The sequence below is a fragment of the Microbacterium ginsengiterrae genome, assembly GCF_014205075.1.
GTDB lineage: Bacteria > Actinomycetota > Actinomycetes > Actinomycetales > Microbacteriaceae > Microbacterium > Microbacterium ginsengiterrae.
Genome location: NZ_JACHMU010000001.1, coordinates 2,302,258 through 2,317,094, shown reverse-complemented (window position 1 = coordinate 2,317,094; position 14,837 = coordinate 2,302,258). Strand labels below are relative to the sequence as shown.

Below are 14,837 nucleotides of genomic sequence, written 5' to 3'. Positions count from 1 at the left end.
AAGCCGTCGCTCGGCGGGCAGAGATCTGGGCCGCGGCTCAGCCGGAAGAGACGGAACGTACGACAAGCACGGCCACGATGGCGACGACCGTGGTCGCCAGTGCGATCGTCGCTCGAACTGCGGCCGGCAGGTATCGCGAGGACCCGACCTTGATCAGAGCCGCCGCTGCCGCGTAGCGCGGCTGTGCCTGACGGTGAAGGACGAATCGCAACCGCGCGGGCAGAAGAGAGTCGCGATGTGAGGGATTGGCAGCGATCTCATCCCACCCCACTATCACCTCACGCCGCGGAGCATCGCGCAACAGTTCCTCGATCATCGCGCCGTGCGCCCGAGATACAAGCCAGCGGCTGCGTGGAGCGTACGCCAAGATCATCTGGATGCTGCGCCGAAGACCTGCCATGTCCTCGTTCGTGAGCGCACGCCCACCATCGCGCTTGCGAATCGAATCCATGACGTTGCGTCGCAGCAGTTTCGTTCCCAAAGCGGTGCGGTACGACGGGCGCAGCGAGTTGATGAAGGTGCCCGACAGCATCCAGCGGATCGAGCCATGCTCTTCGTCTATCGGTTTGGCTGCCCACGTCACGCGCGCCGGCGCATCGGCGTGTTCGACGTAAGCTCCCAGGCCAGTCGACGGTACGACGCGCCCGAGGGCCCACAGACGTGTGACGAACGGCAGGTCACCGCCGTTCCCGGCGCCCTCGAGCAGTCGCAGATCGAAGCGCTCCACCGCGTCGCGTCGGATGAGGCCGAGCGGAGCGCTTCGATAGGAAAGCCGATCCTTCGCGAAGTCGAGGGCTCCGAACTTCCAGACCCGTTTAGCCGGAGACCGCACCAGTCCGCGATTCGCTCCGCGGACGACCTTGGCGATCACAGCGTCGGCATGGCGAGCCTCCGCACACGCACGCCACTCTCTGATCGACGTCGGGTCGAGCTCGTCATCGGACCCCATGATGCCGACGTAGTCCGCTGTGGACGACCGCATCCCGTAGTTGAACGGACCAGAGGGACTTCTGATTCCGTCGTCGAGCTGTTCCACCCGGACACGTCCAGGGTTCTCGTCGATCAGATCCGCCAGCGCCAGACGCACATCCTCGACAGGAAGATTGTGAGCCACGATGAAGGCGCGGATCGTCGGGTCCGCGTCCTGAATCACGGACCGGACTGCACGCGATACGTTTCGGCGCAGGTCATGGACGGCGATGATCATGTCGACGGTGGGCACGGTCAACGAACAGCCCTTTCATAGACAGCCAGATAGTTCGCGCGGAAGCTCTCTTCCGAGAACGCGGTCAGAAGCTCTTCCCCATGTGCGCGCACGGCACTGCGGTCGATCGTCTCGGCTGCCATGATGCCGTCGGCGATTGCTTGCGCGTCTCGGTCGACCACGACTCCATGACCACCGCGAAGGAAGTCCACATGAGCACCTACCCCGCTGGTGACGACGGGCACGCCCGCGGCGAGGGCCTCCACGGTGACCAACGAAAAAGTCTCCCGCTCTGTGGGGAGTACGAACACGTCTGCCTCGGCCATCGCGCGTGCCACCCCGTCACTGTCCACCCGCCCAGGCACCGAGATCGGCAGCTCTGCGGAAGCAGCCCTGAGTGCCTCGAACTCAAGGCCGTCTCCCAGCCAGGTGAGGTGAGCGTCCACCCCTCGTTCGAGAAGTATTCGGAGCGCATCGACTGCGATGCGCCAGCCTTTGGATGGGATCACGTTCGACGCCCCGAGAAGACGCAACGGTCCAGTGCGAGCTACGAGGGTGGCCTGCGCTGGCCTGTCCACGATGTTGCCGACCACGTCGACCGGTTTGCGCCGGACGCGGCGCACCAAGTCCGCGAGATATTCACTCACCGCAACGAGTTCGTCTGGTCCGGAGAACGTACGATCGATCGCCCAGCGATCCACAGCAGTGCGACCGCCCTGAGCGATGACAGCGAGCTGAGACCAGTGCTCAGTGTGGACCCATGGCACCTTCGGGCGCCGCAACACGAATGGTGTGATCGCGGGAGCTGCCATCGTGTGAACGAGGTCGAACCCGCGGAGGCGGCGCGGCACTTCACGCATAGCAGCGACTTTGCCGGCTCGTGTACGCACGTCGATCGGCAGCCGCTCCACAGGGATTCCCGCATACGCGAATTCCCTCACGCCGTCGTCGAGATCGTCACCGACGAGATGTATGATCGCGACATCGTGGTCTTTGGACAGGGCCACGGCATCACGCGCGATGAACGAACCGGCGCCTGTGTTGAGCGCCGTAGGAAACCAAGTGGTGATTACACAGACGCGCACGCGTTCACTCTACCATCGCTCATTTCTGGCGCCCCACGCAGGGCTGCCTCATACGAGTCCGGCGAGCCGAGCCTGTTCGGCGAACTCTGGTGCCGCCGCAACCACTTCTTCGAAGCTCCCTCTCGCCGCGATCCGCCCGCCCTGGAAGAAGCAGATGAGGTCGGCGTTGCGGATGGTCGCAAGTCGGTGAGCAACTGTGATGACGGTGACGGATCCGCGCAATCCGCTGATCGCTGTGGTCACCGCATCCTCGGTCTGCGTGTCGAGGGCGGATGTTGCCTCATCCATCACCAGGACAACCGGGTCCGTATAGAGTGCCCGAGCGATGCCCAACCGCTGGCGCTGTCCGCCGGAGAGCGCCAGACCCCGCTCCCCCACGCGCGCGTCCAGCCCGCCCGCCCGCCCGTCGACGACAGACGCCAGCTGAGCGCGCGCGACAGCTCGCCGGGCTGCGTCCCTGTCGTAGTCGTCACTCCAGGTGAGTGCGACGTTCTGCCCGATCGTGCCGTCGAACAGCGCGACTTCTTGCGGCACGAAGCCCACTCTCGAACGCCAGGTGCCAAGAACGGCCGACAGATCTGTCTCGTCGACCCGGATAGCGCCTTCAGTGGGCGTGAGAAGTCCGAGAATCACATCGACCATGGTCGACTTTCCCGCGCCGGATTCTCCCACGAATGCCACGTGGGTACCGAACGGGATCGTCAGATTCACATGATCGAGCGCGGCATGCTGCGCACCGGGGTACCGGAACGAGACGTCGACCAGCTCCAGCTGGCGCGCATCCTCGTCGAGCCGCCCGTGACTGATGTGCTCCGCCGCAGCCGCGTAGCCCTCCGCATCCTTGATGTCTCTGATGACCGCGCGAGCGTGAGGCAGCGTCGAGGCAGTCGATGTCATCACCGCTTGGAACTGCAACATGGACGGAACCATGCGAAGACTTGCGATGCCGAACAGGGCGATCGCGCTGAAAGCGCCGGTCGCTCCGCCGAAGACGTATCCCGCACCACCCACGATGAGGAACCCCAGAATCATTGCAGAGTCCAACACGAATTTCGGTACTGCACCGAGAAAAGCGATCGTGGCTCGTGCTCGTACCGCTACGGCACGATTCTCATTGACGTGGTCAGCCACCTCCTGTGCCTTATCACGCAGCGTGATCTCTTTGAGCGCCTGGACCATCTCGGTCATCAAGGTGGCGGTGCGGAATGAGAAATCGCGGTTCCGGCGACCATTCACGACGGCCCGGCGAGAAACAGCCAGATACAGAATCACCGCGACGATGCCGAGGTATACCACCGTGACGACAGCGATTCCGGGTTGCGCGACGAAGAGGACAACGAGCACGGCGATGAAGGTGACGACCTGAGAAGGGAGCGACGCGACAGGAAGGATCAGCCCGGAGGTGGTGTTCGCGATTCCGACATCGGCCATCCGCACGAGCTCCGCCGAATTGCGTTTGAGCCTTTCGAGCCAGGGCGCCCGGATGTACGCCGAAAACAGGCGGTCTCCGATGATCAGTTCGAACTGTGCCATCCGTCGCGTGACATACCACTGTTGAAGCAAGGCAATGACGGATTTCACGATGAGAAGTGAGCACGCCGCCACGAGCACCCAGACGACCTGATCCGCGTCGACGGTTCCGATCAACGGAAGCGTGACGGCTGTGCCCGCAGCGATGGGAGCCAACACGATCGCGAGCAGACCGAGCGCCACGACGTCGAGGAGAGCCAGCGCCGACGAGGATATCGAGTAGCGGATGAGGAACGTTCGTGCGTCTCTGGGAAGGAGCTCGAGCAGCTGGCGAAGCGCATTCCAGAGCGGACGCATCAGACCTCCCTGCCTGCAAGGGAGACGATCGAGTTTGTGCGCGCGGCGTTGAGCGCCGCTTCGACGACCTCCAGGGTCCGCTGCCCCTGCGCCATGGTCACGACGTCTGTTTCCTCCCCGAGCACAGCGTCGCGGAAGGCCTCGTGCTCCACGCGAAGCGGTTCACGCTTGGCGAAGGCGTAACGGGTGACATCCCCCTCGGAGACTCCGCGGAACGAAGAAACAGAGTCCCATTGGATGGGAACCGTGCCGTTGGCGTAGAACGTGAGGTCGCCCGTGCTGGTGTCCGCGACGAACGCGCCCTTCTCGCCCGTGACGACAGTCACACGCTCCTTCATAGGACTGAGCCAGTTGACGATGTTGTTCACGATCACCCCGGACTTGGTGCGTCCGGTGATCGTGATCATGTCCTCGTATTCACGGCCGCTCTTGTACGCAGTCTGCGCGAAAACGAGATCGTAGTCCGACTGGACGACCCAAGCGGTGAGATCGACGTCATGGGACGCGAGGTCCTTGGCGACACCGACATCTGCGATTCGAGCCGGGAAGGGACCTTGCCGTCGCGTGGTCACCTGATACACCGCTCCCAGCTCCCCCGCTTCGATCCGGCGCCGAAGCTCTTGAAGCGCGGGGTTGAAGCGTTCGATATGCCCGACAGCGCCGACCAGCTTCGCTTCGGCGAAGGCGTCGACCATACGACGGCCCGCATCGAGGGTGTGCGCGATCGGTTTCTCAACGAGGGTGTGCACTCCGGCTGCGGCCAGCTTCAGGGCGGCTTCCTCATGGAATCGCGTCGGCACCGCCACAATGGCGATGTCGATGTCCGCCGCGATCAGCGCATCGATATCCGGAAGGACCCCCAGCCCACCTGCGACGCCGTGCGGGTCCCCTCCTGGATCCGCGATAGCGACGAGCTCGACACCGTCGAGCTCGCGCAGCACTCTCGCGTGATGCCGCCCCATCATGCCGACGCCGAGGAGGCCCGCTCTCAGAGTCATCAGGCGCCCGCTCCAGCGACGGTGTTGACCGCATGAACGATTCGATCCAGGTCGCCCTGGCTCAGCGACGGGTGGACGGGAAGAGAAACGACCTCCGCGGCCGCCTGTTCGGTCACCGGGAGTTCCAGGCCGGGCGCATATCGCCTCAGCGACGGCAAACGATGGTTCGGTATCGGGTAGTACACGCCCGCTCCGACGTTGTGCTCGTCCTTGAGGGCGGCCACGAATCCATCTCTGTCTTCAGGCACGCGGACCGTGTACTGGTGATAGACGTGATTTGCGCCCTGCGCCACTGGCGGAGTCGCGACACCGCGAAGGTTCTTGTCGAGGAAATCCGCGTTCATCTGGCGAGTTCGCGTCCAGGCGTCGACTTTTGTCAGCTGCACGCGCCCGATCGCTGCGTGAATGTCGGTCATACGCGCGTTGAAGCCGACGATCTCGTTCTCGTACTGGCGTTCCATGCCCTGATTGCGTAGGAGACGCGCCCGGCGGGCGATGTCCTCGTCGGCGCCGACGATCATGCCGCCTTCACCGCTGGTCATGTTCTTCGTCGGATAGAGACTGAACATCGCGAACGCGCCGAAGGAGCCGACAGGGTGTCCATCCAGGGATGCTCCGTGAGCTTGCGCAGCATCCTCGTACACGTCGATTCCACGCTCTTGAGCGAGAGCCACGAGTTCCTTCATCGGGGCCGGATGCCCGTACAGGTGCACCGGCATCACGCCCTTCGTCTTCGAAGTGATCGCCGCAGCGACCGCGTCCGGATCGAGGCAGAAGGTACGCGGTTCGATGTCCGCGAAAACGGGGGTCGCGCCCGTCAACGCCACCGAGTTCGCCGTAGCCGCAAAGGTGAACGAAGGAACGATCACTTCGTCCCCGGGACCCACTCCCGCAGCCAGCAGGCCCAGATGCAGACCGGCCGTCCCGGAGTTCACCGCCACTGATGGACGACCTGGCACGAAGTGTTCCGAGAACTCCTGTTCGAAGCTCGCAACCTCCGCTCCCTGCGCGATCATCCCGGACAGCAGCACGCGGTCGACCGCCTCTCGCTCTTCTGCTCCGATGATGGGTTTCGCCGGGGGAATGAACGCGTTCACAGCGACTCCTTGGTCAGTTCTTCGTCGGTCTCGACATAGCGCGCTCCGGTCTGAGGACACACCCACACACCATCAGGTGCGCCGGGAACCAGCGGCACGCCGTGCTCCCCCACCCAGCCAATCCGCCGAGCCGGAACCCCGGCGACGAGCGCATGAGCCGGAACATCCTTCACAACGACGGCCCCAGCAGCGACCGTCGCCCATGCGCCGATCGTCACGGGCGCGACACACGTCGCGCGCGCCCCGACCGATGCACCGCGTTCGATGGTCACCCCGACGGGCTGCCAGTCTGCGGCGCTCTTCAGCGAACCATCCTCGTTGATGGCCCTGGGATAGACATCGTTGGTCAATACGACTGCAGGACCGATGAAGACACCATCGCCGAGTCTGGCGGGCTCGTAGACGAGGGCATAGTTCTGCACCTTGCAGTTGTCGCCCATGACGACGCCCGTTCCGATATAGGCGCCCCTCCCGATAATGCAGTTCTCCCCTATCTGAGCGTCCTCACGCACCTGCGCGAGGTGCCAGATGGAACTGCCCTTGCCGATGGCCGCTGTCGGAGCGACATCCGCGGATTCGGTTATCCGCACCGGGGAGTCATTCACGTGCTCGACCTTTCAAGAGAGGGTTGCTCATGGAACTGATCCAGCCTACCCGCTGGGGAACGACTGACTCTCAGCGCATGCCGGGAAGCACTGAAGCGCGAAGCCCCCGAGTGATCTTCTCCACGACCTCAGCCGACCGGACCGCCACTGAACGGGCCGAGACGTTTCTCTGAGCCCACTCGACCAGGCGACCATCGGGCTGCGTGCTGCTACGGGGCAAGAGGCGCATGATCGCGTCCGCGTAGTCCTCAGCAGTGAACGAAGCGGCTTCACCGAGGTTGTCCTGCTCGATGACGTTCCGCAAGGCGGTCGGTCCGGCGTAGGCCACTGGCGTCCCGACGGCGAGCGCGGCATACAACTTGGTGGGCACCGCAAAGTCGTAGCCGGCCCCGGGTTTGAGCGTTGCGAGAGCCACGCGCGCCGAACGAACCCAGCGCGCCGCCTCAGCCGCGGGAACGGGAGCCATGAAACGGATACGATGTGACAGCCCGAGCTCCCTTGCGAGAGCGATCATGTCCTCTTTCTCAGCACCCTGGCCGATGAACGCGGCCGTGATGTCTTCGTCGCGTCTCATCACCAGCGCCAGTGCTTCGATAGCCAGACGCGCCCCATGCCATTCGCTCATTGTGCCGACGTAGACGACGTCAGCACTTTCGGCGACGGTTGCGCCCTCTGCAGAGAACAGATCAGTGTCCACGCCGTGCCCGACCACCGCGGACGCCGCTCTTGGCGCCATGGATTCGATTCGATTCGCGACGCCCTGGGAGACCACGAGGTTGCCGGATGCCCCGGCAAGTACGCGCTTCTCGACCCAGCGCACCGCGGCGACCACCCACTTTGCGGCACCGGTCATGCTTGCCGCATCCGACCAGATATCTGCTGCGTAGTAGATGTACGGCCTTCGAAGCAACCAGCACGCGACGAGCATGATCATGCCTGTCGTAGGCGGCGGTTCTACGATGTAGGCATCCGGCCTCTTCGCAAAGAGCACCCGGAAGAACAACGGCAGGTCGTAACTGAGGTACTGCGCGTAGCCTCGGACATATCCCGCCCTGTCACGGAGCACAGGCCAGCGATACACCGTTTCCGTTGGCTCCTCCCGCAACGGTATCGAGCGCGGTGGTGTCGTCGTCAACACTGTCACCTCGTGCCCACGACGGAGCAACTCATCCACGAGCGCCTGCAGACGCATCGACCCCGCAGATGGCTCGGGCGTATAAATGCGGGAGACGACCGTCAACCGGAGCGCCCTGTCGGCACGCGAGCGTCGATCGTTACTCATGTCGTTCAGGACCCATGTTGCTTTGCCCATCCGGATCGGAGCCTCGTTGCCGCGCGATCTCAGATTCCAGCACTCGCACCCGCTGCTCCGAGAATGCGACCTGTTCGCTGAGATCCCGCATCCGAGATTCGATGCGTGTGAGTTCTGCGCCCGACTGGAGGCTGACGAGGAAGAGTAGCCCGATCGCGACGAAGAAACTGAGGTTGACGGGCACGGCAACCCCGAGGAGCGCGGCCGACGCCGTCAGAACCTGGGGAAAGACCGCCACCACGAGCGCGAGCAGACCTCCGAAGAACCACCACACCGCATGCCGCTCCCGCAGCGTGCCTTTGCGCATCAACTCGATGATGGCTACCAGAACCAGCAACGCGGCCACGATCCCGAAGGCATAGGTGACGCCATTCATGATGTGCCTCCGAGTGTCGCTCGCGGGCGGATCATCGCCAGGGCGAGCGCCATGCAGGCTCGACCGAGGTGTATGGCTGCTCGAAACGGACGTTGCGAAGGCCGCCCTGCTTGACGAGTACGCATCTCGACCGGTCGCTGAGTGATCTTCAGACCCGCGCGCGCTGCAATCACCAGCGCCTCTACAGTGTCGCCCAGGTACTCCGCTGGGAACTCGGCCGCGAACAACTTGACAGCTCGCGGGCCTGCGGCCTTGAATCCGCTGGTCACATCAGTGAGAGTCGTTCCGGCGATTCGACTCAATGTCCATGCAAGGAACGACATCGCCCACCGCCGAGGTCCGACGACCGCATAATCACCGACCCCTGCGAACCGTGACCCGACCACGAGGTCTGCTTCCGCGAGGCCCTCGATGAGCGAAGGGATGTCCGAAGGGTCATGCTGGCCGTCTGCATCCACCTGGACCACGACTTCGTAGTCATGCGCCCGTGCGTAGCGAAATCCCGCACGCATGGCGCCTCCGACTCCGAGGTTATACGGCAGCGTCAATACGATCGCCCCCGCCTGACGCGCGCGATCGCCGGTGGCATCCTCCGACCCGTCGTCGACGACCACGCAGGCGGCTCCCGGCATGACTCGGCGGACGTCCTCTACAACGTCCGCGACGGATTCTTGCTCATTCAGCGCCGGGACGACGACGAGAACTGATCGATCTACCGGGCGCATCACGGTCAAGGATACCTTGCGCCCGCCGTGGTCACCCATCGCATGCGGTGATCCGCCACAACGATGCCTCGCCCACGCGATCGATCAAGGCGAAACCATCTCTGCCGACGAAATCGGTCATCCCCGGCATCACCCACCTCCCAGATCGATTCTCTCCGGGGCCGAAGTCGAGGACATACTCCGGCTCGCCATATTGAGCCAGCGCTTCACACACCGCAGGATCAGCTGCGGCCTCATTCAGATCAGATGCGATCGTTTGCCACGCGGCGTCGCTCGGGGGAGCCCAGTTTCGAGGGAACACGTCAACTCCACTGAAGAAGTAGCCGAAGCCGGCCCCCGTGCTCGGATTCGCGATCACCCGAGATCCCGGTTCGACAAGATCCCCCAATGTCTCAAGCAGACGGCGTTCGTCCGGGTTGAGATAAGCGCGGGCCGACGCCTCGTACCGAGAGACCTCTTCGTACGTGCCAGCAGTGATCGACGGCAGCGGTACAGGACGTAGCAGACCGACGAGCAGCACGCCGATCGCGAGCACCCCGAGCCCGATTGACATGCGCACCCGGTCGGCCGAGACGTCACGGCGGAATGGGATCCTCCGCATCATCGCGTCCACGCCGACCGCAGCGAGTGGCACCACTGCGATCGGAGCCAGCGCAGCGAGTCGATAAGGATCCGCGTACCACGGGCCCAGCACGATGTCTCGAACCTTTTCGTTTCCCACAGCGGCCACAAGCCAGTAGAGGCCTGCCAGACCCAGCCAGGAAACAGCCATCCACCAGAGGGATCGGCGACGGAACGCCACGACGAGACCGACGAGCATTAGGACGCTGATTCCGATCTGTGGCGGAATCAGGACCTGACCATTCACGACGACATCGAGCAGGGCCTCCTCGCGGCTGCGGAAGAACGGCCAGTGGGACCCACTGGTGTTCCCGGCGAGCAACACCCACGCCAACGCCAGCAGAAGCCAACCGACCAGGACAAAGACAGCCCTGTACCACAGCTGTCGCCGAGACCCTGGGCTCATCGCTTCACGAAGTGTCAGCCACACCGCACAGATCGCTGCCCATGGCAGCAGAGCCGCAGGCTGGGAGAGCGCTAAGGCTCCGACGATGACTCCCAGGACGAGGACCCATCGCAGCAATGATCGCCAGTCGTACGAGATCCCGGCCCTTTCGGCGAATACGAGAACCAGCGCGATACTCGCTGGTATCAACGCGGTCGACAGCGCGTTCGGGAAGAGCACCCCCCACTGGACCATGAGCAAGGGAAAATTTTGCATCGCGCCGGCAAGTACTGCAGCGTACGCGCCGACGGCAGCAGACCCACTCGCTATCACCGCCAACCAGCTGACGCCTAGCACCCAGACCAGACCGATCATCAGCGTGAGCACATTGGCCGCGACCGTGATACTCGCCCCGGTCATCGTGACGATCAAGGAGACGAGCGCGTGCCAAGCCGCCGGATAGAAGCCGGGGCTGCCTACCACAGCGCTCACGTGCAAAGATGACGCGTTAGCCGTTTCGAGAATGAACCTCACGGCATTCATGTGGAACACAGCGTCGTTCGTCTGCGAGATGGCATCCACCTCGCCGATGTAAGTGACGAGCCGCCAAGCCGTGAACACCGCTCCGAATGTGACCGCACCCATGAGCGCCCGCCGGCGCCAACCTTCGACCTCAGGTGATGGCTCGAGCTTGATGAGGCGGCCCGCGCCCCACGCGATCCCGAGCATGATCAACATCGCGACGAGCCAGGATACCGGGGACCAAGGTATCCGCAAGAAACCGAACAGTAACGCTGATACCGACGTCGCGAAGACCGTATAGACGGGCGCTGCCGCCAGACGCGCCAGCCCCCGAAGGCCAACGCACGTGAGAGCTATCATCCCGGGGATGAACAGCATCCCCACCGACGCGAGCACGACCAGCGATTGGCCCAACCACCCCGCGGTCACGACGCCGACGGTCCCAACGAATCGTGCTGGTGCAAAGCACTTTTCCTATTCTTCTGAGGGCAGTTCTCCACGGCGTGAATGGTCACGCGTCGCCACGAGGGGCGAACACTGCGTCGACCAGTCGCCGGGCCGCATGCCCATCCTCGAGTTCCATGAAAGTCGACACGAAGCGCTCGCGTGCGCGGTCGAATTCTGCAGCAACCTCACCCGCTTGCCGTATCCCGTCGACGAGATCCTCCACGCGGCGGATATGAGGTCCTGGAGAAGTATCCGAATACGAGACGAAACCCGTGCGACCTTCAAAATATCGCTCGAGATCGGGGACGAAATAGAACACAGGCTTCCCAGTGAGCGCGTAGTCGAAGCGCAGGGAGGAGTAATCCAGTACACCGACATCCGAAGCAAGGATGAGGTGATTTATGTCCGGGTAGTCGGTGACGTTTATGAACGCCTCCGAGCGCTTCGTCCCTGACCGCGCATTGAACGGATGCCCGCGCATCAGCAGGACGTAGTCCGGCCCTAGCCGGCGGATGAGGTCCTCGGGGTCGAACAGGTCGACGAGCTTCGCCGTCATGTCATCCGCTGAGAGATAGTCCCTGAAGGTCGGAGCATAGAGAATGGCCTTCTTGTTCGGCGGAATCCCTAGCCGGCGACGCGTGTCTGACCGAACCGCGGCGGCATTCTCGTCGAGCAGCGCATCGTTCCGCGGGTACCCGATCTCAAGGACCGTCGTGGATGGCGCTGCATCTTCCCGATAGAACTCCTCCAGGATTGGCGTCGCGTAACGGGCTGGAGAGACCAGGAAATCCCACTCCTCCGCCCGGCGGAAGAACGACTCTTGTCGCTCCGGGGTGAATCCCAAGTGCCGCCACCAACGCCGACCGTTCAGCTTGAACGGGTAACCGTGGAAGGTCTCGATCAGCACCTGTCCCGCCGGCTTCTCGTACCAGTAGGGCTGATGCACGTTGAGCATCACGTAGTCCGCTGTCCCGAAGGCTTCGTAATACTCGCGGCTTTCCTCGATCACCGGACGCGCGCCCTGCGGTACATGGATCGACAGATCCTTCACCGCCCATATCAGCTCCAGATCGCTGCCGCGCCGCTGCAACTCCCTGTGCACGGCCAACGCCGAGTCGTTCGCAGCCTCCCCATAAAGGTTGCGAAACAGCACAGATCGATGGCCGCGTGGACGAAGCGTCATGGCCCAATCCCTGAGGCGCCACCGATCGCCGCCGCCCCGTTCGTCATCGCGCAGCGGGGGTTGGATGTCCAAGTGGAGATGCCCGCGCTTGGAACGTCCGATGACGGCCCGCAGCAGCGGATGGTCGAGCTCCAACGGCAGGGACGAAGCGACATCTCCGCTCACGTAGAACGACAGGTTGCCGCCGCGGTCGCTCATTCCTTGCAGGTGGTAGCGGCCGGAAGGAACGGCCGAAGGGCCCAGCCCCCACAGATCCTGCTGCAAGGGAAGCACGACTCGAGTGGTGACACCGTCCTTGTCGATCTGGGAAGTGACGGAGGAAGATCCAACGCGTGCGGTGACCGACGCCAACCGGGCAGAGGTCTGCTCATCTCGATACTCCAGCTGCAATGAGTCATCTTCGATCTTGACGCCAGTGATCAGCGCTGCATCCGCAAGGTCCACGATCATCGCGCCGCCGCCCTGCTCATTCGACCGATGGAGGTACGGCGTGATGTAGGCGCGCGCGGGGTTGCTGCTCTTCAAGGGCTCATACAGCGCAACGTCGTACGCGTCGCCTCGTTGATCTTCAGCCTTCAACAGATACTCGTGTGCGCCCCCACCGGCAACGCCTCTGAGCCGAGGGAGTCTGACCTCTGCTTCGAAGCTCCCGTTGCCCAGATCGGTCAAGCGAGTGCGCGATCGCTTCAGGGCGAAGCGATCGTCCCTGCGCACGAGGAAAACATGAGTGACCGGTGCCGCACTCTGCAGACGCAAAGTGGCAGCATCGCCATCGGCGCGACAGTCGACAAGTTCGACATCCGCCCGACGGGCGACGATTTTCGCGGACTTCCCGTCGCTTTCTACCGCCACGCTCACGTTCCGTCCCCCCGTAAAGGCGCGACCGTACTTGGTGAGTCCGTCAACAATTAGTTCACCCTGCCGGACGAGCTCTCCGCAGCTCATCTCGAACTCGACGGAGTAGCTTCCGAGCGAGGTGAGCATCTCCCTGGGCAGGCTCAGAGTCACCGCGCATCCAGACATATCGGCGTACCGGCGAGTGTGCCCGTAGGCGTACTTGGCGCTCTTATGGCGCCTCAATTCGGGCTCGACACGTTCTCCGCTAGGCGCGATGATGTGGCAGGTGAGCGTCGTATCCTCGCTGTCCATACGCAGATGGTTGATGTACACCAGCGCATCGATCGACACGGCACGCTCGGAGACATCCACGTCGCGGACGACGGCAGTGAGCGCCGTCTCTTGTGGGCCGTACCGCAGGGTCCAATCCGGGAAGCTCTCCCGGACATCCGTTGACAACGGCAGGTCAGCGATCAGCTCATGCCCCTGGACGGTTCCTGCGAAGTGATCGCGCTCCCACCCGCCCTCGGAGAGGAACTGCAGTGCCTCGTCGCGACGGTCCCGGAGGCACAGTTCCACCAACACCTTGATACGGACCTCGACCAGATCCCAGGTTTCGGGTTCGGCTACGTCGGCGAGGGTTTTCAGAAGCATGCGAAACTGCGACCAAGCCGTCTCATCCATTTGACGGATGTTGGGCAGGAACTCTCGCAGGTTGTTGTTCAGGATCTGTTGCACGCGGACTCGCCTGGCGTCCGGGTGTCCACTCTCCAGCAATGCCGCGAGAGAGTGCTGCACGGCTACGGCATGGTCTGCGATGTTGCGTGGTGACGTGATCTGCTGGGTGATGGACGACTGGTCGCCACGGATCCGCCAGTTGATACTCACGCGGGAGAGCACATCGAAACTGCGCGCCGCCGCGTAAGCAGCCATGGACACGGCCTGGTCTTCATAGAGCAGACCCACGGGGAAAACGAAGTCGTTCTCCTCCCAGAACGAGCGCTTGTAGACTTTGCTCCACGCGACTGCGTTGACCATGATGTCCGGGAACTCGCGCAGGGTGAGCCCGAGGCGGGTGGTACGGTGCGCGTCACGGATCCAGGCAGCAGCGGGTGAGAATGACCCGTTCTTCTCACGCCGGTAGGGCGATACGGAGAAATCCGACCCCGAAGCACGCAGGGCCTCTATCGCCTCTCGGTACGTGTGACGATCGACGAAGTCGTCGCTGTCCAAGAATGCGAGATACTCACCGCGCGCATGGCGCGCACCCGTGTTGCGCGCGGAACTGAGACCGCCGTTGGCCTGTCGCACAATGTGGATCCGAGGATCGCGCTTCGCGTACTCGCGCGCCACCTCATAACTGCGGTCGGGAGAGCCGTCATCGACGACGATGACCTGAATGTTCGCATAATCCTGGATCAGCAGCGACTGCAGACAATCCCCGATGTAACGCTCCACACCGTACATCGGCACAACGATGCTGAGCATGCCAGGAATTGTGTTCTTCGAGGACTTCAATCGAAGACGACCCGTGATGCCGACGATGCGCTTCTGCACCGCCCGCGCCTTCTCCCGCGCCGGCAAGAGGGACGGTTGCCCCAACAGGTCCAGGA

At 63.3% G+C, this 14,837-nt stretch carries 11 protein-coding genes; all 11 read right to left on the bottom strand.

From position 1 onward, the window contains the following. Positions 1-37: 37 nt before the first annotated feature. Positions 38-1,207 carry a glycosyltransferase family A protein gene (locus HD600_RS11230; RefSeq protein ID WP_241731851.1) on the bottom strand — a complete coding sequence of 390 codons (1,170 nt, stop codon included), beginning with the start codon at positions 1,205-1,207 and terminating at the stop codon, positions 38-40. A 17-nt stretch (positions 1,208-1,224) separates the two neighbouring features. Continuing rightward, on the bottom strand, positions 1,225-2,289 hold the full coding sequence (locus HD600_RS15225; protein WP_184283727.1) for a glycosyltransferase: 1,065 nt from the start codon (positions 2,287-2,289) through the stop codon (positions 1,225-1,227). 48 nt (positions 2,290-2,337) lie between these two features. Next, entirely contained in the window at positions 2,338-4,116 is a 1,779-nt protein-coding gene (locus HD600_RS11220; protein WP_184283725.1) for an ABC transporter ATP-binding protein, read from the bottom strand. Then, a complete protein-coding gene (locus tag HD600_RS11215) occupies positions 4,116-5,117 on the bottom strand; it encodes a Gfo/Idh/MocA family protein (RefSeq protein ID WP_184284834.1) in 1,002 nt (333 codons plus the stop codon). Before HD600_RS11215 ends, HD600_RS11220 begins: the two co-directional genes overlap by 1 nt. Further along, positions 5,114-6,211: an aminotransferase class I/II-fold pyridoxal phosphate-dependent enzyme gene (locus HD600_RS11210; protein WP_184283723.1), complete on the bottom strand. Its 1,098-nt coding sequence runs from the start codon at positions 6,209-6,211 to the stop codon at positions 5,114-5,116. The genes HD600_RS11215 and HD600_RS11210 overlap by 4 nt, the downstream gene beginning before the upstream one ends. Next, the gene (locus HD600_RS11205; RefSeq protein WP_260980456.1) at positions 6,208-6,816 is read right to left on the bottom strand and encodes an acyltransferase; all 609 of its coding nucleotides are present in this window, start codon (positions 6,814-6,816) and stop codon (positions 6,208-6,210) included. The genes HD600_RS11210 and HD600_RS11205 overlap by 4 nt, the downstream gene beginning before the upstream one ends. A gap of 70 nt (positions 6,817-6,886) precedes the next feature. Next, entirely contained in the window at positions 6,887-8,128 is a 1,242-nt protein-coding gene (locus tag HD600_RS11200; RefSeq protein ID WP_184283721.1) for a glycosyltransferase family 4 protein, read from the bottom strand. Continuing rightward, on the bottom strand, positions 8,091-8,504 hold the full coding sequence (locus HD600_RS11195; protein ID WP_184283719.1) for a DUF2304 domain-containing protein: 414 nt from the start codon (positions 8,502-8,504) through the stop codon (positions 8,091-8,093). The genes HD600_RS11200 and HD600_RS11195 overlap by 38 nt, the downstream gene beginning before the upstream one ends. Then, complete coding sequence (locus HD600_RS11190) at positions 8,501-9,268, bottom strand: glycosyltransferase family 2 protein (RefSeq protein ID WP_241731663.1); 768 nt, start codon at positions 9,266-9,268, stop codon at positions 8,501-8,503. The genes HD600_RS11195 and HD600_RS11190 overlap by 4 nt, the downstream gene beginning before the upstream one ends. Beyond that, a complete protein-coding gene (locus HD600_RS11185) occupies positions 9,261-11,186 on the bottom strand; it encodes a DUF6541 family protein (RefSeq protein WP_184283717.1) in 1,926 nt (641 codons plus the stop codon). The genes HD600_RS11190 and HD600_RS11185 overlap by 8 nt, the downstream gene beginning before the upstream one ends. Before the next feature lie 82 nt (positions 11,187-11,268). Then, a complete protein-coding gene (locus HD600_RS11180; RefSeq protein ID WP_184283715.1) occupies positions 11,269-14,781 on the bottom strand; it encodes a CDP-glycerol glycerophosphotransferase family protein in 3,513 nt (1,170 codons plus the stop codon). Positions 14,782-14,837 lie beyond the last annotated feature (56 nt).

Coding starts and splice junctions, on each gene's coding strand:
- HD600_RS11230 (WP_241731851.1), bottom strand. CDS start 1,207: ATGATCATCGCCGTCCATGACCTGCGCCGAAACGTATCGCGTGCAGTC.
- HD600_RS11220 (WP_184283725.1), bottom strand. CDS start 4,116: ATGCGTCCGCTCTGGAATGCGCTTCGCCAGCTGCTCGAGCTCCTTCCC.
- HD600_RS11200 (WP_184283721.1), bottom strand. CDS start 8,128: ATGGGCAAAGCAACATGGGTCCTGAACGACATGAGTAACGATCGACGC.
- HD600_RS11195 (WP_184283719.1), bottom strand. CDS start 8,504: ATGAATGGCGTCACCTATGCCTTCGGGATCGTGGCCGCGTTGCTGGTT.
- HD600_RS11190 (WP_241731663.1), bottom strand. CDS start 9,268: ATGGGTGACCACGGCGGGCGCAAGGTATCCTTGACCGTGATGCGCCCG.